The organism is Rhizobium sp. NZLR11, from assembly GCF_019685115.1.
Taxonomy (GTDB): Bacteria; Pseudomonadota; Alphaproteobacteria; order Rhizobiales; family Rhizobiaceae; genus Rhizobium.
In genome coordinates this window covers 1-20862 of sequence record NZ_JABDWD010000020.1, presented here as the reverse complement: position 1 = coordinate 20862, position 20862 = coordinate 1, and the positions used below count along the sequence as shown (strand labels likewise).

Here is a 20862-nt window from a genome sequence, read left to right as displayed (position 1 = left end):
GCCTGGCCTCAATGATGCAGATCGATCGGCGCCTTGTGGAAGACATCGTCGCCGGGCGGGATCGCCTGGCGTTCGATCATCCGGTGAACATGCAGCGGACCTTCGCCGCGGTGAAGCGCACGCAGCCTGTCGGTGTTTTCGGCATCGGCCTGCGTCCGTCGCTGGTTGTGTCTGATGTATTCCACCCAGGTCGGCGTGTGGTAGGTTTCCGTCCACAGTCCGGGGTTTTCGAGATCGCGCATCAGCGCCCAGTTGCGGGCGCCATCGCGGATGCGGATACGGCGCCGTTCGCCCATCAGCTCCATGAATTCGGCCAGGTCGTCATCTCCGATCTCATAATCGACCTGAATGACGATCGGGCCGCTGCGCGGCGTGATGTCGAGACTGAGGGCCGGCTCGGTGAAGCGGTTCAGCGGATCGAGATTGAGCGAGGCGAAGGCCGGCATGGAAAAACGCATGCCGATCACGATGCCGAGCAGCATGACGGTCGATGACATTAGCAGCGCATCGGCGACGCCGTATCGATCGGCGGCAATACCCCATAGCCAGCTGCCGCCGGCGATGCCGCCGAAGGTGACGGTCTGGTAGAGTGACAGCGCGCGGCCGACCACCCAGCGCGGCGTCGAAAGCTGGACGATGGTGTTGAAGAGCGAAAGTGCGGAAACCCAGCAAGCGCCGGAGACGAGCAGCCCGGCAGAGGTAAGGACAGCGCTTGGGCTGAAGGCGGCGATGACGGCGCTCAGCGCGAAGCCGGCGAAAGACAGGCGGATGATCATCTCGCTGGAAAGCATTTGGCGCAGTCGCGCATTCAGCACCGCCCCGCCGATCGCACCGATGCCGAAGGCGCCGAGCATGAAACCATAGGTCAGCGGGCCACCGCCGACGAGATCGAGCGCGACGATCGGCAGCAGCGCCAGGATCGAGCTGGCGCCGATGCCGAAGAGCAGTCCCCTGAGGAGAACCTTTTCGAGATTGGGCGACATCGAGACATAACGCAGGCCAGCGAAGATGGCGCTGCCGAGCGCCTCCCGCGGCAGAGTCGAGACCGGCGTGCTCGGCCGCCAGCGCAGCAGGGCATAGATCAGAGCGAGGTAGCTTACGGTGTTCACTCCGAAAGCTGCAGCGGCGCCGGCTGCGGCGACGATGACGCCGCCGATCGCCGGCCCAACGCTGCGAGTAATGTTGAAACCCATGCTGTTCAGCGTGACGGCGCCCGGCAGATCGGCGCGCGGCACCATGTCGCCGACCGAGGCCTGCCAGGAGGGATTGTTGAGTGCTGTGCCGCAGCCGATCAGGAAGGTGAAGAAGAGCAGCAGCCAGGGGGTGATCCAGCCGAGAAGGGCGAAGATCGTCAGCAGAGCCGAAACCGTCAGCATCATGCATTGCGCCGTCAGCATGACCCGCCGGCGGTCGTAATTGTCGGCGAGCGCACCCGATATCAGCGAAAACAGCATGATCGGCAGCGCCGTCGAGGTCTGCACCAGCGCGACCATATCCTCCGAGGCGCTGATCGTCGTCATCATCCAGGCAGCACCAACCGCCTGGATCAGGCCGCCGAAATTCGAGGACAGGCTGGCGAACCAGATGGTGCGGTAGGTATCGTGCCGCAGGGGCGCCAATGTCGACGAAGTGTAGGCCACGATTTCTCCGCTTTTGTTGTTGCGCCGCAACGGCAATATATGCGCAAGATCGGCGCTGGCCATAGGCCCACCGACGTCACCCGACACGAATTGGCGGAATCAGCCGCAGACCTTGCAATTTCGGAAAAACCCGACTATATGGCTCTCAAATTCTTGATCGCTTGATGAAGAGTGGGCCGCAAGGACCCGCTCTTTTTTATTAGCGCGATCCCTAAAAAGCATGAAATTGCGAGGAGCGCACCGCTTGTCGGACATGACAAACGCAGGCAACGAACTTGAGCCGCGGCTGATTACCGAAACCGGGCTCGACCAGCGTCTTGCCGATATCATCGAACCTGTCCTCATCGGCATCGGCTTCCGGCTTATCCGCGTCCGCATGCTGAACCAGAACGGCGTGACGATGCAGGTGATGGCCGAACGCAACGACGGGACGATGACGGTTCAGGACTGCGAAGAAGTCTCGATGGCGATTTCTCCTGTCCTCGATGTGGAAGATCCGGTCGATAAAGAGTATCATCTCGAAGTGTCTTCGCCCGGCATCGACCGTCCGATGGTGCGGAAATCCGATTTCGTCCGCTGGCAGGGCCACCTCGTGAAATGCGAGACGTCGATCTTGATCGACAATCGCAAGCGCTTCCGCGGCAAGATCGTCGAAGCAGGCGTCGATGGTTTCACGCTCGAGCGTGACCAGGTCGCTTACGGGGAAGAGCAGAAGGTCACCATTCCCTTCACGGCGCTTAGCGATGCGAAGCTCATTCTGACCGACGACCTGATCCGCGACGCGTTGCGCGCCGACAAGCTGGCGAAAGCCGAGGCCGCCAACCAGAACGAAGCGGACGACCAGGAATAACCGATCAACAGACCGCTACAGGGACGGGAACCCTGGAGTAAAGACGGAGAAACAAGACAATGGCAGTCAGTGCGAACCGGCTCGAACTTCTGCAGATCGCAGATGCAGTGGCGCGCGAAAAGGTCATCGACCGCGAGATCGTGCTGGCCGCAATGGCCGACGCCATCCAGAAGGCGGCACGCTCCCGTTACGGCACCGAGTCCAACATCCGGGCCGATATCAATCCGAAGACCGGCGAAATCCGTCTGCAGCGCCTGCTCGAAGTTGTAGACAAGGCTGAGGATTATTCGACGCAGATCCCGCTGGAGCTTGCCCGCGACCGCAACCCGGACGCCGCACTCGGCGATTTCATCGCCGATCCGCTGCCGCCAATGGATTTCGGCCGCATCGCCGCACAGTCCGCCAAGCAGGTGATCGTGCAGAAGGTGCGTGAAGCCGAGCGCGACCGCCAGTTCGACGAATTCAAGGATCGCGTCGGCGAAATCGTCAACGGCACCGTCAAGCGCGTCGAATATGGCAATGTCATCGTCGATCTCGGCCGTGGCGAAGGCATCATCCGCCGCGACGAAATGATCCCGCGCGAAAACGTCCGCTATGGCGATCGCGTCCGTGCCTATGTCTATGATGTCCGTCGCGAGCAGCGCGGCCCGCAGATTTTCCTGTCGCGCACGCATCCGCAGTTCATGGTGAAGCTGTTCACCATGGAAGTGCCCGAGATTTACGACGGCATCATCCAGGTGAAGTCGGTTGCCCGCGATCCGGGTTCGCGCGCCAAGATCGCCGTGATCTCGAACGATAGTTCGATCGATCCGGTCGGCGCCTGCGTCGGTATGCGCGGCTCGCGCGTTCAGGCTGTCGTCGGCGAACTCCAGGGCGAGAAGATCGACATCATTCCGTGGTCGCAGGACCCGGCGACCTTCGTCGTCAATGCCCTGCAGCCGGCCGAAGTCGCCAAGGTCGTTCTCGACGAGGATGCCGAGCGTATCGAAGTCGTCGTTCCTGACGAGCAGCTGTCGCTTGCGATCGGCCGCCGCGGCCAGAACGTCCGGCTCGCCTCGCAGCTGACCGGCTGGGACATCGACATCATGACGGAGGCCGAGGAATCGGAACGCCGCCAGAAGGAATTCAACGAGCGTACCAACCTGTTCATGGATTCGCTCGACGTCGATGAAATGGTCGGCCAGGTTCTGGCCTCTGAAGGCTTTGCAGCGGTCGAAGAACTGGCTTATGTCGATCTCGACGAAATCTCCTCGATCGACGGTTTCGACGAAGAGACGGCGCAGGAAATCCAGCAGCGTGCCCGCGAATTCCTCGAGCGTCTCGAAGCCGAGATGGACGAGAAGCGCAAGGCGCTCGGCGTTCAGGACGAGCTGCGCGAAATCGACGGTATCACCGCCCAGATGATGGTGGCGCTCGGCGAAGACGGCATTAAGTCGATCGAGGACTTTGCCGGTTGTGCCGCCGACGACCTCGTCGGCTGGACGGAACGCAAGAACGGCGAAACGAAGAAGTTCGAAGGCCTGTTCTCGAAGTTCGACGTCTCGCGCGTCGAGGCCGAACAGATGATCGTCCAGGCCCGCCTTTCGGCCGGCTGGATCACGCAAGAGGACCTGGCTAAGGGGACCGAAGAAGAGGTCGCCGAAGCCGAAGCCGAACAGGAAGTATGATGACCGCGCATGAGCCGGACGCTCTCCCTGATGAGGACGACGATCTTGCAGGTTATGACGTGAACGGACGCATGTGCATCGTGACGCGCGAAAGCGGATCGCCGGAAGAGCTGATCCGCTTCGTTGCCGCTCCCGATGGAACTATTGTCGCCGACCTGAAGCGCGAGCTTCCGGGACGCGGATGCTGGGTGAAGATCGACCGGTCGCTGGTCGACAGGGCAGTGGCGAAGAAACTCTTCGCCCGCGCGCTGAAAATGGATGTGAAGGCGGCAGACGATCTCGGCGCGAGCGTCGATCGGCTGCTCGCGGCGCAATTGATGCAGATGATGAACATGGGGCGGAAAGCCGGCCAGTTCGTCAGCGGATCCTCGAAAGTGGATGCCGCAGTTAGAAGCGGGGCAGCGCTTGCGGTGTTCCATGCGACTGATGCAGCGGACGACGGCGTCCGGAAAATCGACCAGGCCCGCAAGGCCTGGCACCTCGGAATGGAGACCGAGGAGGAGATACCTTCCTTCCGTCTCTTCTCGGAGAGCGAAATGGAAGGCCTGATGGGTCAGAATGCTTTTATCCATGCCGCAGTGCTTGCAGGGCAGGCGGGTGAGGGTGTAGTGAAGCGCGCAAAGATGCTCGAACAGTACCGTATTGGCGGTCAGTCCCGGGCAGCAGCGGGCGGCGCTGGCCGGCAAAAACAATGAGGCGGTCACCGGCATCGGCCGGTCGCATCCTCATTGATCGACAGTATTGAACGACAGGGTCTGATCTAGTCATCGCTCCCTGTCCGAAGGAACGGGAACGAATGACCGATAGTAACGACGACAAGACAATCAGCGTGACGGGCAAAAAGACGCTTACCCTGAAACCATCGGGGATGAGCCAGGGCACCGTTCGCCAGGATATGGGTCGAGGTCGCACCAAGGCGGTTGTCGTCGAGACCCGCAAGCGGCGCCCGATGCGCCCGGAAGACGAAAAGCCGATCACACCTGCCGCTCCGGTGGCCCCTGTGCGTGCTGCCGAACCGGCGCCTGCGCCTATGCAGGCGCGCCCGCAGCAGCCGACGCCGGCACCGCGGATCCAGCAGGGCAACAACAACCAGACGAACCAACGTTCGCAGCAGTCCCACCAGGCGCCGCGCCAGAACGATCGTCCGCGTCCGGTGGTGCTGAACCATCTGTCGCCGGAGGAAATGGACGCCCGCCGCCGTGCGCTTGCCGACGCCCAGGCGCGTGACGCCCAGGATGCGATCCGCCGCGCCGAGGACGAAAAGCGCCGTGCCGCCGAAGAGGTTGTCCGTAAGGCAGCCGAAGCAGAAGAAGCTGCCCGCAGGGCCGCTGAAGAGGCTATCCGACAGGCTGAGGCGCCCGCCGCCGTTGCTGAACCAGCAGCCGCGGCATCGGCTCCGGCCGAGGCAAGCGCCGACGCCCCACAGCCGCAGCAAACCGCATCGTCGGCACCAGCTGTGCGCCGGCCCGATGCGGCCGGAGCACCGGCTGCTGCCCGTCCGGCAGCGGGCGCTGCTGTTCCCGGCGCCGTTCGCGGCCGTCGCGACGAAAAGGAAGAAGAAGATCGGGGTGCCGCGCGCGGTGGTCCGGTCCGTGGCCGTGTCGTTCGCCCGGAACCGGCAAAGCCGGTCACCACGCGTCCGAAGACGGATGAAGAGCGCCGTCGCGGCAAGCTGACGATCTCCACTGCCAACGTCGACGGCGACGACAATGCCCGCGGGCGTTCGCTCTCGGCGATGCGCCGCCGGCAGGAGAAGTTCCGCCGCGGTCAGATGCAGGAAACCCGCGAGAAGATCTCCCGCGAGGTGGTTCTGCCAGAGACCATCACCATTCAGGAACTGTCGCAGCGCATGTCCGAACGCGCTGTCGACGTCATCAAGTACCTGATGAAGGAAGGCCAGATGATGAAGCCGGGCGACGTCATCGACGCCGACCTTGCCGAACTCATCGCCGGCGAATTCGGCCATACGGTCAGGCGCGTGTCGGAATCCGACGTCGAACTTGGTATCTTCAACGTGTCCGACGAGGATGGCGAACTGGTTTCGCGCCCGCCCGTCGTCACCATCATGGGCCATGTCGACCACGGCAAGACCTCACTGCTCGACGCCATCCGTCATGCCAACGTGGTTTCCGGCGAAGCCGGTGGCATCACGCAGCATATCGGCGCCTATCAGGTGGAGCAGAGCGGTCAGAAGATCACCTTCATCGATACGCCCGGCCACGCCGCCTTCACGGCAATGCGTGCCCGCGGTGCGCAGGCGACCGACATCGCGATCCTGGTCGTCGCAGCCGACGACAGCGTGATGCCGCAGACGATCGAATCGATCAACCACGCCAAAGCGGCCGGTGTTCCGATCATCGTTGCGATCAACAAGGTCGACAAGCACGAAGCCGATCCGCAGAAGGTGCGCAATCAGCTGCTGCAGCACGAAGTCTTCGTGGAATCCATGGGCGGTGAAGTGCTCGACGTCGAAGTTTCGGCAAAGACCGGCAAGAACCTCGACAAGCTGCTCGAGGCGATCCTGCTGCAGGCGGAAATTCTCGATCTCAAGGCCAATGCGAACCGGACTGCTGAAGGTACCGTCATCGAAGCCCAGCTCGATCGCGGCCGTGGTTCGGTCGCGACCGTGCTTGTCCAGAAGGGCACGCTGCGTCCGGGCCAGATCATCGTCGCCGGTGACGTCTGGGGCCGCGTGCGCGCGCTTGTCACCGACAAGGGCGACCATGTGAAGGAAGCAGGTCCGGCAACCCCGGTCGAGGTTCTCGGTCTTTCCGGTACGCCGCAGGCGGGCGACAAGTTCGCCGTCGTCGAAAGCGAAAGCCGCGCCCGCGAAATCTCGGAATATCGCCAGCGTCTTGCCCGTGACAAGGCGGCTGCCCGCCAGTCGGGACAGCGCGGTTCGCTGGAACAGATGATGATGCAGCGCCAGAGCGTCGGCATCAAGGAGTTCCCGCTGGTCATCAAGGGCGACGTGCAGGGCTCGATCGAAGCGATTGCCGGCGCGCTCGAGAAGCTCGGCACCGACGAGGTCCGCGCCCGCATCGTCCATTCGGGCGCCGGTGGCATCACCGAGTCGGATATTTCGCTCGCCGAAGCGTCGAACGCGGCCATCATCGGCTTCAACGTTCGTGCAAATACGCAGGCACGTCAGTTTGCCGAGCGCGAAGGCATCGAAATCCGCTACTACAACATCATCTACGACCTGGTGGATGACGTGAAGGCAGCGATGTCGGGCCTCTTGTCTCCGGAACGACGCGAAACCTTCATCGGCAATGCCGAAATCCTCGAGGTGTTCAACATCACCAAGGTCGGCAAGGTCGCAGGCTGCCGTGTCGTCGAAGGCAAGGTCGAGCGTGGCGCAGGCGTCCGCCTCATCCGCAACGACGTCGTCGTTCACGAAGGCAAGCTCAAGACCCTCAAGCGCTTCAAGGACGAAGTGTCCGAAGTGCCGATGGGCCAGGAGTGCGGCATGGCCTTCGAAAACTACGAGGATATGCGCGCCGGCGACGTCATCGAGTGCTTCCGCGTCGAACATATCACGCGCACGCTCTAAACCGCTGCGGCTGAGCGCAGCATCAGCCTTCCGAAAGCCATTCGCCAGCCGGCGGATGGCTTTCGGGTACCTGCGACTTGACCTTTTCTGCCAAAAGAGTCATGGACGCTCTCCTTTGACGGGTTCGATTCCCAGCCGCATCGGCAAATAGAGATAACAATGACCAGATCGACTTCTTCCGCGCCTTCGCAGCGCATGCTGCGCGTTGGCGAACAGGTTCGCGCCGCGATCACCCAGGTATTGCAGCGCGGCGAAGTGCGCGACGACGTCATCGAAGCGACCGTGATCTCGATCTCGGAAGTGCGCATGTCGCCCGACCTCAAGATGGCCACCGCCTATGTGACACCGCTCGGCGTTTCCGACCACAGCATCGTCATCGAGGCGTTGAACCGTAATGCGAGGTATATCCGCGGCAGGCTCGGGCAACAGCTTCGGCAGATGAAATACATGCCGGAGGTGCGGTTCCGCGACGATACCAGCTTTGACAACTACAAGAAAATCGACGAGCTGCTGCGTTCGCCCGAGGTGCAACGCGACCTCGACGGCGATAATGACGAACAATAAACAGAAGAGACGCATGTCCAAACCACGCAAACCCAAGGGCCGGCCGATTTCCGGCTGGCTGATCCTCGACAAGCCGGTGGATTTCGGCTCGACGGAAGCCGTTTCCAAGATCAAGTGGCTCTTTAAGGCGCAGAAGGCCGGTCATGCCGGCACGCTCGATCCGCTCGCCTCCGGCATGCTGCCGATCGCGCTCGGCGATGCGACCAAGACCGTTCCCTATGTGATGGACGGCCGCAAAATCTATGAATTCACGGTCAGCTGGGGCGAGGAACGCGCGACGGACGATCTCGAGGGCGACGTGACCGAAAGCTCGGACAAACGCCCGAGCGAACAGCAGATCCGCGATATCCTAGCCAGCTATATCGGCACCATCAGCCAGGTGCCGCCGCAGTTTTCGGCGATCAAGATATCGGGTGAACGCGCCTATGATCTGGCGCGCGAAGGCGAAGTTGTCGAGATCCCCTCGCGCGAAGTCGATATCTTCCGGCTGACATTGCTCGCCTGCCCGGATGCCAATACCGCGCATTTCGAAGTCGAATGCGGCAAGGGCACCTATGTCAGGGCGCTCGCCCGCGATTTCGGCCGGGAGCTCGGCTGCTATGGCCACGTGTCCGGGCTGCGGCGCACCTTCGTCGCGCCGTTCGCGGAAGAGGCCATGGTGCCGCTCGCAGACCTTGTGGCGCTGGAGGGAATCGAGGATATGGACGAGCGGCTTGCCGCCCTCGATGCGCTGCTGATCAACACCTGCGAGGCGCTTTCCGCCCTGCCCCATCTCGTCATCAACGACGATCAGGCGCACCGGCTGAAGATGGGCAACCCGATCCTCGTGCGTGGCCGCGATGCGCCGGTTGCCGAAAGCGAAGCCTATGCGACGGCCCGCGGCAGGCTGATTGCGATCGGCGAGATCGGCCAGGGCGAGTTTCGCCCGAAGCGGGTTTTCGGCTGAGTCTGTACAGCTAACGATTGTCAGGCGTTAGCGATGCGATATCTTCCTTTCGGGCCGTGGCGGCCCGAAGGGCCATGGCGGCCCGACAAGGGGATGATTATGCGCGCAACCACTATCGGCATACTGACGTTCTTTTCGATGTTCCTGACTGTTGCCGGCGCTCAATCCGCCGAGCGCTGGGCCGAGCTCCCGGCCTTTCCTGCAATGCCCGTGCCGAAGACGAGCGGCATGGCCGATGTGAACGACATCAAGATGTATTACGCCGAATATGGTGAAGGCGACCCCATCCTCTTCATCCATGGAGGTCTTGGAAATGCCGAGGTCTGGGGTCATCAGATCGCCGATTTTGCCAAGGATCATCTGGTCATCGTTGCCGACAGCCGCGGACATGGGCGCTCGACGCGCAGCCGACAGCCCTTCGGCTACGATCTGATGACATCGGATTATGCCGCGCTTCTCGACCATTTGCAGATCGGCAAGGTGACGCTGGTGGGATGGTCCGACGGCGGCATTATCGGCATCGACATGGCGATGAAACATCCGGAAAAGCTGACGCGCGTCATTGCGCAGGCCGCCAATGTCACCACCGACGGCGTCAAGCCTGACGTCTTGAGAAACAAGACCTTCAACGACTACATCAACGTCGCCGGTGAACAGTACCGGAAGCTGTCGCCGACGCCGAACGAATATGATGCCTTCGTCACCCAGATTTCCGAGATGTGGGCGACACAGCCGGCCTGGACGGCGGCGGACCTTGGAAAGATCACGATACCGGTCACGCTCGCCATCGGCGACCATGATGAAGCCGTGAAGCTCGACCATACGGAGATGATGGCCAAAGAAATTCCGGGCGCAAAGCTCGTGATCCTGAAAGACGCCAGCCATTTCGCCATGCTGCAGGATCCCGCAGGTTACGATGCAATGATCCGGGAGGCCATGGCGGGCCGCTGAAAACCGCCGCGGGAGCTCCCCTCTTTCCATCGCTGCTTATTTGGTTTATAGGCAGCGCCAGCGTCAGGTTCGCCTGCTCGCATTCACGGCCAAAGCTGGACGACATCCCGGCTTTTGGCGACCTTTATCTCCTCTCTTAGAAAGGATCACCCGATGTCGATCACTGCTGAGCGCAAGTCTGCGCTGATCAAGGAATACGCAACCGTCGAAGGCGATACCGGTTCTCCGGAAGTCCAGGTCGCGATCCTGACCGAACGCATCAACAACCTGACCGGACACTTCAAGGACCACAAGAAGGATAACCATTCCCGCCGTGGCCTGTTGACGATGGTTTCGAGCCGCCGCTCGCTTCTTGATTATCTCAAGAAGAAGGATGAAGGCCGCTATTCCAAGCTGATTTCCAGCCTGGGTATCCGCCGCTAAGATTGTCCGGCGGGCGCTTTCCAAGTGCCCGCCGGATCTGTTTCGGGACATGGTTCCCGATGAAATGTTCCAGCCGCGCCCTATCTTCAAGCGGTGGAAAAGACCGGCGGACCCGGATGGGCCGGTTCTGCCAAACCAACCGTTGACCTGTCATGGGGCAGGATTGCCGGATGCTTTCGGCCAAGGCTTCTCGAGGCTTTGGCTTGGTTTTCTCAGGGACCCTCGGATTTATCGAGGAAACCAAGGATGAAAAGCCTCCCGTTGTCTTGCCCGTGATACGTCACATTATTTGCGGTCGACTGTGCGCTGCGCCTTGATATCGGCGATGGCGCGTGCTCCCGCATTGAAGGACAAGTCATGTTTAATACCCACACAGTCGAAATCGAGTGGGCCGGCCGCCCGCTGAAGCTCGAAACCGGCAAGATAGCCCGTCAGGCCGACGGCGCGGTTCTCGCCACCTATGGCGAAACCGTGGTTCTCGCCACCGTCGTTTCGGCCAAAGCGCCAAAGCCCGGCCAGGACTTCTTTCCGCTGACGGTCAACTACCAGGAAAAGACCTACGCAGCCGGCAAGATCCCCGGCGGCTATTTCAAGCGCGAAGGTCGTCCGTCTGAAAAGGAAACGCTGGTTTCCCGCCTGATCGACCGCCCGATCCGCCCGCTGTTCCCGGAAGGCTACAAGAACGACACGCAGGTCGTCGTGACCGTCGTTCAGCACGACCTTGAGAACGATCCCGACGTATTGTCGATGGTTGCTGCGTCTGCAGCGCTCACGCTCTCCGGCATTCCCTTCATGGGCCCGGTCGGCGGCGCGCGCGTCGGCTACATCAACGGCGAATATGTTCTCAACCCGCATCTCGACGAGATGGACGAATCGAGCCTCGACCTCGTCGTCGCCGGCACCTACGACGCCGTGCTGATGGTCGAGTCCGAAGCCAAGGAACTGAACGAAGACGTCATGCTCGGCGCCGTCATGTTCGGCCACAAGGGCTTCCAGCCGGTTCTCGACGCGATCATCAAGCTCGCCGAAGTTGCCGCCAAGGAACCGCGTGATTTCCAGCCGGAAGACCATTCCGAACTCGAGGCCGAAATGCTCAAGCATTTTGAAGCTGAACTGCGCGAAGGCTACAAGATCACCCAGAAGGCTGATCGCTATGCAGCCGTCGACGCCGTCAAGGCAAAGGTCAAGTCTCACTTCTTCCCCGAGGGCGTCGAGCCCAAGTACAGCGCCGAAGTCATCGGCGCCGTCTTCAAGCACCTGCAGGCGAAGATCGTTCGCTGGAACATCCTCGACACCAAGAGCCGCATCGACGGCCGCGACCTCGAAACCGTTCGTCCGATCGTTTCGGAAGTCGGCCTCCTGCCGCGCACCCATGGTTCAGCGCTGTTCACCCGCGGTGAAACGCAGGCGATCGTGGTTGCCACGCTTGGCACCGGCGAAGACGAGCAGTATGTCGACAGCCTGACGGGCATGTACAAGGAGCGCTTCCTGCTCCATTACAACTTCCCTCCCTACTCGGTTGGCGAAACCGGCCGCATGGGCTCCCCGGGCCGCCGCGAAATCGGCCACGGCAAGCTCGCATGGCGCGCGATCCGTCCGATGCTGCCGACGCCTGAGCAGTTCCCCTACACGCTGCGCGTCGTCTCCGAAATCACCGAGTCGAACGGCTCGTCCTCGATGGCGACCGTCTGCGGTACTTCGCTCGCTCTGATGGACGCCGGCGTTCCGCTGGCAAAGCCGGTTGCCGGTATCGCCATGGGTCTGATCCTGGAAGGCGATCGCTTCGCCGTCCTCTCCGACATTCTCGGTGACGAAGACCACCTCGGCGATATGGACTTCAAGGTTGCAGGGACCGCCGACGGCATCACCTCGCTGCAGATGGACATCAAGATCGCCGGTATCACCGAAGAGATCATGAAGGTCGCCCTTGGCCAGGCCCAGGGCGGTCGCGCCCACATTCTCGGCGAAATGTCCAAGGCCATCACCGAAAGCCGCGGCCAGCTCGGCGAATTTGCTCCGCGCATCGAAGTCATGAACATCCCGGTCGACAAGATCCGTGAAGTCATCGGCTCCGGCGGCAAGGTCATTCGCGAAATCGTCGAAAAGACCGGCGCGAAGATCAACATCGAGGACGACGGCACCGTCAAGATTGCCTCCTCCTCCGGCAAGGAGATCGAAGCGGCGCGCAAGTGGATCCACTCGATCGTTGCCGAGCCCGAGATCGGCCAGGTCTACGAGGGCACGGTCGTCAAGACCGCCGACTTCGGCGCCTTCGTCAACTTCTTCGGCGCCCGCGACGGCCTCGTCCACATCTCGCAGCTCGCTTCCGAGCGTGTTGCCAAGACGCAGGACGTCGTCAAGGAAGGCGACAAGGTCTGGGTCAAGCTGCTCGGCTTTGATGAACGCGGCAAGGTTCGCCTGTCGATGAAGGTTGTCGACCAGGCCACCGGCCAGGAGATCCCGAACGAGAAGAAGAAGGAAGAAGCGGCCGAATAAGCCGCGCCTTCCAGATTTAATTCCGGGCGCGGGAATGATTCCGCGCCCTTTTTGTATCCTGGTTTTGCGCATGTCGTGGTCGCAAAACCGCTCAACACCTTTGCGCGACATGCTTTTAACGAGACGAGACCCATGAGCCGCGAGACGCTGAAGACCCTGTTCCATCCCTTTGCCAGCGACACAGTCGCGGTGCCCAGTGAGGGCGAGCGCGTGCTCTTCCTCGGCGCCGAGGCCGGCTTTGCGCTGCCGGACGGCTTTGCCGCCTCGCTCAGCGCCGTCCAGGGCTTCCGGCCGCTCTACCGGCAGCTGCTGGCGCAGCGGATCGAAGCAAAGCCCGAGATCGACGGCGAGGACTACGATGCCGCCCTGGTGCTCTGCACGAAGCACAAGGGCGAGAACGAGGCCAATCTCGCCGCGGCAATCGCCCGCACGCGGGTCGGCGGCCTGATCGTCGTTGCCGGCGCCAAGGAAGACGGCATCCAGCCGCTGCGCAAGCGCCTTGAAGGTTTCAACCTCGCAATCGACCATATGCCGAAATATCACGGTGTCGCTTTCTGGTTCGGCCGCCCTGCCGATGGCGACGACATCGTCTCCAAGCTGGTAAAGGCGCCGGTGCGCGTCGACGGCCGATTCCATGCGACCGCCGGCATGTTCTCGCATGACCGGATCGATGCCGGGTCGGAACTGCTCGCCTCGCGGCTGCCGCAGGATTTTACCGGCGACGTTGCGGATTTCGGCGCCGGATGGGGTTATCTCTCCGTCGAGATGGCGCAGAAGTCGCGCGGACTGACCCGCCTCGACCTCTACGAGGCCGATCACGCGGCTCTGGAGGCTGCGAGGGATAATCTGGCGGAGAACTGCCCGAAAGCGCCTGCGCGCTTTTTCTGGCATGATCTGGCGGGAGAGCCGGTCAAGGACAAATACGATCTCGTCATTATGAACCCGCCCTTCCACGAAGGGCACGCCGCCGATCCGGCTCTCGGCCAGGCAATGATCAAGACAGCCGCATCCGCGCTTCGCGGCGGCGGCCGCCTGATGCTCGTCGCCAATCGCGGGCTGCCCTACGAGCCGGTTCTGGCGGCGAATTTCAGGGAAAGCGGCGAAACCTGCCGCAACGCCCGTTTCAAGGTGCTGTGGGCGAAGAAGTAAGGGTCAGGGCTCGAACCGTTCCCTTTCGTCGATCGAAAGAAAAAAGGCCGTGCGCACCATCTGCGCACGGCCTTTTGAGTTTCAGATCGAGATAGCAGCTAGTCGACGTCCGCCCTGCGCAGCGTGTCCAGCGTCGGCATGGAGGTGACATTGAAGCCGGCGTCGACGAAATGGATTTCGCCGGTGACGCCGGCGGAAAGGTCGGAGAGCAGGTAGAGAGCCGAACCGCCGACCTGATCGATGGTCACGGACTTGCGCAGCGGCGCATTGCGCTGGTTCCAGGAAAGGATCGCGCGCGCATCGGAGATGCCGGCGCCGGCCAGCGTCCGGATCGGGCCGGCTGATATGGCGTTGACGCGGATGCCGCGCGGACCGTAATCGGCGGCGAGATAACGCACCGAAGCCTCGAGCGCTGCCTTGGCGACGCCCATGACGTTGTAATTCGGGATCACGCGCGTCGAACCGTTATAGGTCAGTGTCAGCATCGCACCGCCGTCTTCCATCAACGGAGCACAGCGCTTGGCGATCTCGGTGAAGGAGAAACAGGAAATGACCATAGTGCGGCTGAAATTCTCCCGCGTCGTATCGGCGTAGAGACCCTTCAGCTCGTTCTTGTCGGAAAAACCGATGGCGTGGACGATGAAATCGAGTTTGCCCCAGCGCTCGCTGATCGCGTCGACCACGGTATCGACCGAGGCGACGTCCTCGACATCGCAGGGCAGCACGAAATCCGAGCCCACTTCGGCAGCCAGCGGCTTGACGCGCTTGCCCAGCGCATCGCCCTGATAGGTGAAGGCGAGTTCCGCACCCTGTGCGGCGAGAGCTTTTGAAATCCCCCAGGCGATCGAATGGTTGTTTGCGACGCCCATGATGAGGCCGCGCTTACCCTGCATGATTCCCGACATGTTGTTATCCGTTATAACGCTGGAAGACCAGCGTGGCGTTGGTGCCGCCGAAGCCGAAGGAGTTGGAGAGGGCGATATCGATCTTCGCATCGTCGATACGCTTGCGCACGATCGGCACGCCTTCGAATTCCGGATCGAGCTCTGAGATATGAGCGCTTTCGCCGATGAAGCCATGTTGCATCATCAACAGGGAATAGATCGATTCCTGCACGCCGGCAGCGCCGAGCGAATGACCGGTCAGCGACTTGGTCGACTGAATATGCGGGATCTTGGCGCCGAATACCTCGCGGATGGCGCCGATTTCCTTGCTGTCGCCGACCGGCGTCGAGGTGCCGTGGGTGTTGACGTAGTCGACATCGCCTTTGACGGTGGCGAGCGCCTGGCGCATGCAGCGGATGGCGCCCTCGCCCGAGGGGGCGACCATGTCGTAGCCATCCGAGGTTGCGCCGTAGCCGACGATTTCGGCGTAGATCTTGGCGCCGCGGGCCTTGGCGTGCTCCAGCTCCTCGAGCACCAGCACGCCGGCGCCGCCGGCGATGACAAAACCGTCGCGGTTGACATCATAGGCGCGCGAAGCGGTATCGGGCGTATCGTTGTACTTGGAGGACATGGCGCCCATGGCGTCGAAGAGGTTGGACATGGTCCAATCGAGATCCTCGTGGCCGCCGGCAAACATCACGTCCTGCTTGCCCCACTGGATCATCTCGGCGGCGTTGCCGATGCAATGCGCCGATGTCGAGCAGGCAGACGAGATCGAATAATTGACGCCGTGGATCTTGAACCAGGTGGCAAGCGTCGCCGATGCGGTCGAGGACATCGCCTTCGGCACGGCGAAGGGGCCGATGCGCTTCGGGCTGTTGTTCTTCACGGTGATCTCAGCCGCCTCGATCAGGGTGCGGGTGGACGGACCGCCGGAGCCCATGATGATGCCGGTGCGCTCGTTCTGAGCGTAGTCCTTCTCTTCCAGCCCGGAATCGGCAAGTGCCTGCTTCATGGCGACATGGTTCCAGGCGCCGCCCTGCGACAGGAAGCGCATGGCGCGGCGATCGACCAGTTCCGCCAGCTCTGCCGAACCGAGCTTGGGGCTGCCCCAGACCTGGCACCTGAAGCCGTGCTCTGCGAAATCGCTGGAGAAGGAGATACCGGACTTTGCCTGCCGCAAGGATTCGGTGACTTCGGCGGCGTCGTTTCCGATCGAGGACACCACACCCAGACCCGTGACAACTACCCGTCTCATCTGATCAAACCTTTTTTGTTTCGTGAGCCGCTTGAGATACGGTTCAGGCCGTCTTGTCTTTCGAGAGACCGACGCGAAGATCGGCCGCCTGGTATATGGTCTCGCCGTCAGCCTTCAGCCAGCCGTCGGCCGTGCCGAGGACCAGACGGCCGCGCATGACACGCTTGAAGTCGATGCCGTATTCGATCAGCTTCGTCTGGGGCCGGACCATGCCCTTGAATTTCACTTCGCCTGTCGACAGGGCCATGCCGCGGCCTGCCTCGCCGAGCCAGCCCAGGAAGAAGCCGGTCAGCTGCCACATGCCATCAAGGCCGAGGCAGCCCGGCATAATCGGATTGCCTTCGAAATGGCAGGGAAAATACCAATCGTCAGGGCGTACGTCGTATTCGGCCCTGAGATAACCCTTGTCGAAAGTCCCGCCCGTTTCGGAAATATCGGTGATGCGGTGAACCATCAGCATGGGCGGCAGGGGAAGCTGCGCATTGCCGGGCCCGAACAGCTCGCCATGTGCGCAGGCGATGAGTTCGTCGTACGAGAAGCTGGACTGTCTTGTCGTCATAAAGTTTCTTTTCCCTCCCGCGTGAGCCCATGGTTATGAACATGTAGTCCAGGTTCTTCAGAAAATGAAGCACGAGCAAGGCAGCTTCATTCACGGTCCCGGACCAAGCTTGCGCTATTATTTGGTGGTCGCATACAGGAAGGCCAGGGCTGCGACCAGACCTATTTGCGTCAAAAGCCCGTTTTGGCCGCGTTTATCAGGCTCTTGTCCCCATTGAACTATTGAAAGGCTCCGGTGCAAAAGTTATACCGCTTGAAGAAACATGATTGAATTATGCAGGAATAACCGGAGTTGGTTTTGATGACGGGTGCACTCCCGATCGCAATAGAGGTAAGGCTGCGCGGCGCGGGCCTGCGCCCCACCCGCCAGCGTGTCGCGCTCGGCGACCTCCTGTTTGCCAAGGGCGACCGGCATCTGACCGTTGAGGAACTGCATGAGGAGGCGGTTGCAGCCGGCGTTCCGGTGTCGCTGGCAACGGTCTACAACACGCTGCACCAATTCACTGAAGCCGGTCTCATCCGCGTTCTCGCCGTCGAGAGCGCCAGGACCTATTTCGACACCAATGTTTCCGACCACCACCATTTCTTCGTCGAAGGCGAAAACGAGGTACTCGATATTCCGGTCAGCAACCTGACGATCGCCAACCTGCCGGAGCCGCCGGAGGGGATGGAAATCGCCCATGTCGACGTGGTGATCCGTCTGCGGGCGAAGCAGGGCTGAAGACACCGCTTCTTCACATCACATCGTCGGGATGCCGGCCGGGCTTGTGTCTGTAAGTCGGGAAGGTCCAGCCGAACCACAGTGCTCCGCCGCGCACCGCAAAGGCCGCCACGACGCCGCAGGCAGACGCCAGATAGAGCGGCATTCCCAGCGCATTGGCGAGCGTGAACACACCGGCGCCGACGAGGGCTGCGGTGACGTATATTTCCGGCCGCAAGAGCACCGAAGGCTCGTTTGCCATCAGATCGCGCAGAATGCCGCCGAAGGTCGCCGTCAGCGTGCCGGTTACGATCGCGATGGTCGGCGAACCGGTGGCGGCAAGGCCCTTGGCGGCGCCGAGCACGCAATAGGCGGCAAGACCGATCGCATCCAGCCAGATCAGCAGGCGATAGCGTGATTCCAGCAGGTGGGCGGTAAAGAAAACGACGATGCCCATGACGCAGCAGACGAGGATATAGGCGGGGTTCAGCACCCAGAAAACCGGCACGCGACCGAGCACGATATCGCGCACGGTGCCGCCGCCCGTTCCCGTCACCATGGCGAAAAACAGAAAGCCGATCAGGTCCAGCTGCTTGCGCGAGGCGGCAAGCGCGCCTGTCGCAGCAAACAGCGCAATGCCGGCATAATCGAGATAAACGAGCAAGGACATGCGGCCCCCAGAACCGGCTTATGTTTTTGCCGAAAGAACCATGATGGCAAGGGCGGCGCAAGGCGGCGGCGCCATAAAGCCAAAGTCTTTATACGATGCATGCCGTTGTCCCAAATCCGCTGCACACATTCGGGCGACATGCATCAGGCTGCAGAGCCTTTATCCAAAAGAGGAAAGCCGTGAAAACGCTGGTGCTCGCCGTTCTGAATATCGTCCTGCTGCTTTTCACGCCGGCTGTCGCCTTCGGCCAGCAATCGCTGATTTCCGATCCGGAGATCTACGAGAAGAAACATTTCCAGGAGCAGTGCAAGACGGCCGAGTTCGCCGACGGCTTCATCATCCGGCAGGACATCAACAATGACGGCCTGATCGATGCGGTGGTCAACGAGGGCCAGCTGACCTGCGACGGGCAGAAGGGGCCGCAGTGCAATGACGACGGCTGCACCTATAATTTCTATCTGCAGGTGGCGGAAGGCGGTTATTTCATGATCGCGACGGCGCAGATCTATGGCTACGACTTCGTCCAGCGCTTCGGCAACATGGTGCTGGCAATGAAGATGCATCCGCGTTTCTGCGACCGCACCGAAGGTGATCCCTGCACGGTGACGGCCCGCGTGCGCGGCACGAAATTCGTCACCATTTCAAAAAAGTAACTCAGCCCGGATAGAGCTCCGATGTCCGGCCGGCGAGATAATAGCCGACCAGGCCGTACCATTCGCGGATCGCCGTCGCCATGTTCTGGGCGTTGAGGCTCGGCTGGGTGAAATCCAACCCCGGCCTCACCTCACCGTCGGTGCGATAATCGGTCGGCCAGGGCACGATATCGATGCCGAGCTTGCGGAAGATGCCGACGGAGCGCGGCATATGAAAACCCGAGGTGATCAGCAGGCAATTGGCAAGCCCCTGGCTTGCGAGGAATTCCTTGGTGTTGACGGCGTTTTCGAAGGTGGTGCGCGATTGCTTCTCCTCGATCAGGCGATCCCTGCCGACGCCGAAGAGCGGGAAGAAGCGCTCGGATGCCGCCGCATCGCCTTCGTAGATGCCCGAGAGCGAGCCGTCGCCGCCCGACACCAGAATGTGCGACTGCGGAAATTTCTGTGCGAGCCGCAGGGCTTCGACGAAGCGGTCGGCCGCGGCGTTGAATTCTATGCCATGGCGCGCCGTGTTCACCTCGTTTTCGAAAGCGCCGCCGAGCACGATCATGCATTGCAGGCTATCCGGATCGGCGGCGGGCTTGGCGAAGCGCTGCTCGAGACCCTGCATCATGAGGTTGCCGGCCGTGGTGTAGAGCGTGACGAAGAGGATAAGGGCCGAACCGGCTGCGCCGAGGATACTTAAGGTACGCCAGCGCAAAAGGCCGGCAATGAGGGCAATGATGAGGAGGAAGAATGCCAGCGACAACGGCTGAGCGAAAATCCAGACGAGCTTCGAAATCAGGAACAAGACCTACTCCTTGAGGATGGGCGGCGGTCCTTCCTATCCGATTCGACGGTAACAGGAATGCGACGGCTCTATTTCGCCCGCGCGACGGCCGATCGATGCGGCGCGATCTTCTGGTTGAAGCGCCGCTGAAGCGGCCGGGGGATGAACATGGCGGCAAGCGCAAGCACCATCGCAAAAAGGGAGGCCAGCCAGAGCGCATGCGCGCCGGTCAGTCGCGTCAGGAGGGCGCCGGCAATCGCCCCGAGCAGCATGCCGCCCCAGGGCACGATCTGGATCGTCCATTCGATACGGCGATCGCCGATGATCCAGCGGCCGATGCCGCGGCCGAAGCGCGACAGGGCGCCTGTGACATAAGTCAGCCCGATCGGCAGGCCTTCGATTTGCTCGACGGCGGCGTTCACCATGCCCATGGCAAGAACGATCAAATAGAAGCGCGACAGCAGCAAGTTTTGCATCGTCATCATCGAAGCAAGTGCCAGGACGAGGCCGACGCATCCAAGCACCACGAAAATGCGGCGTTGCGAAAAATGGGCGACGACAATGCCGGCCGCATTGCCGAGCACGAAAACCAGAATGGCGGAGATCAGTACCGCCGCGTGATAAAGGTTGCCCTGGCTCAAGGCCAATGCCGCCCGCGTCGTATTGCCGGTCATGAAGGAGACGAAATCGCCGGTCAGCAGCAGGCCGGTCGCATCGGTCATGCCGGCAAGAAACGAAATCGAGCCGACGAGGGCGAGCCCGGTCATGGTCCGTCGGGTGCGAATGAGGCGGCGGCGTCTTGCTCTGGTCATTGCTCGAGGGTCCTGGGGCCGAATCGCTGAGATGCGGCAGAAGGATAAATCCTCTTCATTGAGGAATTGGCAAAGAGGATTGGCAAGGATGGGGCGGACCATGCTTCGCGAAGGACGAATAACACCATCACAGTTGATGTTTTGAAATCGGAGCCATCTGGAACGACGTTTTCACTATAGATCAAACGGATCTGACCTGCCACTGAACTTTCATCCAGCTGCGATTAGAGCCTCGGGGGTTTTGAATACGCCAAGTGGCGCGGTGTGAGCAACCGGCGGAAACGCGAAGCTTTCATCTTGCGCAGCGTTGGAGCCGGTT

General features: G+C 61.5%; 19 protein-coding genes. 12 read left to right on the top strand and 7 right to left on the bottom strand.

Annotated features, from left to right (window positions below):
• Positions 1–8 precede the first annotated feature (8 nt).
• Positions 9–1640 (bottom strand): MFS transporter, encoded by a 1632-nt coding sequence (locus tag HJB83_RS26890; protein ID WP_221132952.1) that lies wholly within the window; start codon positions 1638–1640, stop codon positions 9–11.
• A gap of 244 nt (positions 1641–1884) precedes the next feature.
• Here HJB83_RS26890 and rimP point away from each other — a divergent pair, with 244 nt between their 5' ends.
• From rimP to HJB83_RS26840, 10 genes are all read left to right on the top strand, one after another.
• A complete protein-coding gene (gene rimP / locus HJB83_RS26885; protein WP_012559489.1) occupies positions 1885–2490 on the top strand; it encodes a ribosome maturation factor RimP in 606 nt (201 codons plus the stop codon).
• Positions 2491–2549: 59 nt separating this feature from the next.
• The gene (nusA, locus tag HJB83_RS26880; protein ID WP_221132951.1) at positions 2550–4157 is read left to right on the top strand and encodes a transcription termination factor NusA; all 1608 of its coding nucleotides are present in this window, start codon (positions 2550–2552) and stop codon (positions 4155–4157) included.
• A complete protein-coding gene (locus HJB83_RS26875; protein WP_207582409.1) occupies positions 4154–4852 on the top strand; it encodes an RNA-binding protein in 699 nt (232 codons plus the stop codon). Before nusA ends, HJB83_RS26875 begins: the two co-directional genes overlap by 4 nt.
• A gap of 101 nt (positions 4853–4953) precedes the next feature.
• A complete protein-coding gene (infB, locus tag HJB83_RS26870; RefSeq protein ID WP_221132949.1) occupies positions 4954–7710 on the top strand; it encodes a translation initiation factor IF-2 in 2757 nt (918 codons plus the stop codon).
• Between the two features lie 159 nt (positions 7711–7869).
• A complete protein-coding gene (gene rbfA / locus HJB83_RS26865; RefSeq protein WP_164006026.1) occupies positions 7870–8274 on the top strand; it encodes a 30S ribosome-binding factor RbfA in 405 nt (134 codons plus the stop codon).
• Positions 8275–8287: 13 nt separating this feature from the next.
• The gene (gene truB / locus HJB83_RS26860) at positions 8288–9220 is read left to right on the top strand and encodes a tRNA pseudouridine(55) synthase TruB (protein WP_221132948.1); all 933 of its coding nucleotides are present in this window, start codon (positions 8288–8290) and stop codon (positions 9218–9220) included.
• Between the two features lie 99 nt (positions 9221–9319).
• Positions 9320–10171, top strand: a complete 852-nt coding sequence (locus tag HJB83_RS26855) for an alpha/beta fold hydrolase (protein ID WP_207582406.1) — start codon at positions 9320–9322, stop codon at positions 10169–10171.
• Between the two features lie 153 nt (positions 10172–10324).
• Entirely contained in the window at positions 10325–10594 is a 270-nt protein-coding gene (gene rpsO / locus HJB83_RS26850; RefSeq protein ID WP_007634179.1) for a 30S ribosomal protein S15, read from the top strand.
• Positions 10595–10951: 357 nt separating this feature from the next.
• A complete protein-coding gene (gene pnp, locus HJB83_RS26845; RefSeq protein WP_207582405.1) occupies positions 10952–13090 on the top strand; it encodes a polyribonucleotide nucleotidyltransferase in 2139 nt (712 codons plus the stop codon).
• Between the two features lie 132 nt (positions 13091–13222).
• Entirely contained in the window at positions 13223–14239 is a 1017-nt protein-coding gene (locus HJB83_RS26840; RefSeq protein ID WP_221132947.1) for a class I SAM-dependent methyltransferase, read from the top strand.
• 98 nt (positions 14240–14337) lie between these two features.
• Here the strand turns inward: HJB83_RS26840 and fabI are convergent, their stop codons facing one another.
• From fabI to fabA, 3 genes are read right to left on the bottom strand one after another with little or no spacing between them, the layout of a single operon-like run.
• Entirely contained in the window at positions 14338–15144 is an 807-nt protein-coding gene (gene fabI, locus HJB83_RS26835; protein WP_221132946.1) for an enoyl-ACP reductase FabI, read from the bottom strand.
• 4 nt (positions 15145–15148) lie between these two features.
• Positions 15149–16381 carry a beta-ketoacyl-ACP synthase I gene (gene fabB / locus HJB83_RS26830; RefSeq protein ID WP_207582402.1) on the bottom strand — a complete coding sequence of 411 codons (1233 nt, stop codon included), beginning with the start codon at positions 16379–16381 and terminating at the stop codon, positions 15149–15151.
• Between the two features lie 43 nt (positions 16382–16424).
• The gene (fabA, locus tag HJB83_RS26825) at positions 16425–16940 is read right to left on the bottom strand and encodes a 3-hydroxyacyl-[acyl-carrier-protein] dehydratase FabA (RefSeq protein ID WP_007634186.1); all 516 of its coding nucleotides are present in this window, start codon (positions 16938–16940) and stop codon (positions 16425–16427) included.
• 300 nt (positions 16941–17240) lie between these two features.
• On the opposite strand from fabA, the gene irrA reads away from it, so the two are divergent.
• Entirely contained in the window at positions 17241–17660 is a 420-nt protein-coding gene (irrA, locus tag HJB83_RS26820) for an iron response transcriptional regulator IrrA (protein WP_164006019.1), read from the top strand.
• Positions 17661–17673: 13 nt separating this feature from the next.
• On the opposite strand, the gene HJB83_RS26815 is transcribed toward irrA, so the two are convergent.
• The gene (locus HJB83_RS26815; protein WP_207582401.1) at positions 17674–18309 is read right to left on the bottom strand and encodes a trimeric intracellular cation channel family protein; all 636 of its coding nucleotides are present in this window, start codon (positions 18307–18309) and stop codon (positions 17674–17676) included.
• Between the two features lie 179 nt (positions 18310–18488).
• On the opposite strand from HJB83_RS26815, the gene HJB83_RS26810 reads away from it, so the two are divergent.
• Positions 18489–18962, top strand: a complete 474-nt coding sequence (locus tag HJB83_RS26810; RefSeq protein WP_207582400.1) for a hypothetical protein — start codon at positions 18489–18491, stop codon at positions 18960–18962.
• Position 18963: 1 nt separating this feature from the next.
• Here HJB83_RS26810 and HJB83_RS26805 read toward each other — a convergent pair whose 3' ends face one another.
• Together HJB83_RS26805 and HJB83_RS26800 are read right to left on the bottom strand one after the other, a co-directional pair.
• Positions 18964–19752 (bottom strand): YdcF family protein, encoded by a 789-nt coding sequence (locus HJB83_RS26805; protein WP_207582399.1) that lies wholly within the window; start codon positions 19750–19752, stop codon positions 18964–18966.
• Between the two features lie 68 nt (positions 19753–19820).
• Positions 19821–20543 (bottom strand): YoaK family protein, encoded by a 723-nt coding sequence (locus HJB83_RS26800; RefSeq protein WP_221132945.1) that lies wholly within the window; start codon positions 20541–20543, stop codon positions 19821–19823.
• Positions 20544–20862: the final 319 nt, after the last annotated feature.

Excerpts from the sequence above, each read along its gene's own strand:
- nusA (WP_221132951.1), top strand. The coding sequence starts at position 2,550 with ATGGCAGTCAGTGCGAACCGGCTCGAACTTCTGCAGATCGCAGATGCA.
- HJB83_RS26875 (WP_207582409.1), top strand. The coding sequence starts at position 4,154 with ATGATGACCGCGCATGAGCCGGACGCTCTCCCTGATGAGGACGACGAT.
- infB (WP_221132949.1), top strand. The coding sequence starts at position 4,954 with ATGACCGATAGTAACGACGACAAGACAATCAGCGTGACGGGCAAAAAG.
- rbfA (WP_164006026.1), top strand. The coding sequence starts at position 7,870 with ATGACCAGATCGACTTCTTCCGCGCCTTCGCAGCGCATGCTGCGCGTT.
- truB (WP_221132948.1), top strand. The coding sequence starts at position 8,288 with ATGTCCAAACCACGCAAACCCAAGGGCCGGCCGATTTCCGGCTGGCTG.
- HJB83_RS26855 (WP_207582406.1), top strand. The coding sequence starts at position 9,320 with ATGCGCGCAACCACTATCGGCATACTGACGTTCTTTTCGATGTTCCTG.
- rpsO (WP_007634179.1), top strand. The coding sequence starts at position 10,325 with ATGTCGATCACTGCTGAGCGCAAGTCTGCGCTGATCAAGGAATACGCA.
- pnp (WP_207582405.1), top strand. The coding sequence starts at position 10,952 with ATGTTTAATACCCACACAGTCGAAATCGAGTGGGCCGGCCGCCCGCTG.
- HJB83_RS26840 (WP_221132947.1), top strand. The coding sequence starts at position 13,223 with ATGAGCCGCGAGACGCTGAAGACCCTGTTCCATCCCTTTGCCAGCGAC.
- fabI (WP_221132946.1), bottom strand. The coding sequence starts at position 15,144 with ATGTCGGGAATCATGCAGGGTAAGCGCGGCCTCATCATGGGCGTCGCA.
- fabB (WP_207582402.1), bottom strand. The coding sequence starts at position 16,381 with ATGAGACGGGTAGTTGTCACGGGTCTGGGTGTGGTGTCCTCGATCGGA.
- fabA (WP_007634186.1), bottom strand. The coding sequence starts at position 16,940 with ATGACGACAAGACAGTCCAGCTTCTCGTACGACGAACTCATCGCCTGC.
- irrA (WP_164006019.1), top strand. The coding sequence starts at position 17,241 with ATGACGGGTGCACTCCCGATCGCAATAGAGGTAAGGCTGCGCGGCGCG.
- HJB83_RS26815 (WP_207582401.1), bottom strand. The coding sequence starts at position 18,309 with ATGTCCTTGCTCGTTTATCTCGATTATGCCGGCATTGCGCTGTTTGCT.
- HJB83_RS26800 (WP_221132945.1), bottom strand. The coding sequence starts at position 20,543 with ATGACCAGAGCAAGACGCCGCCGCCTCATTCGCACCCGACGGACCATG.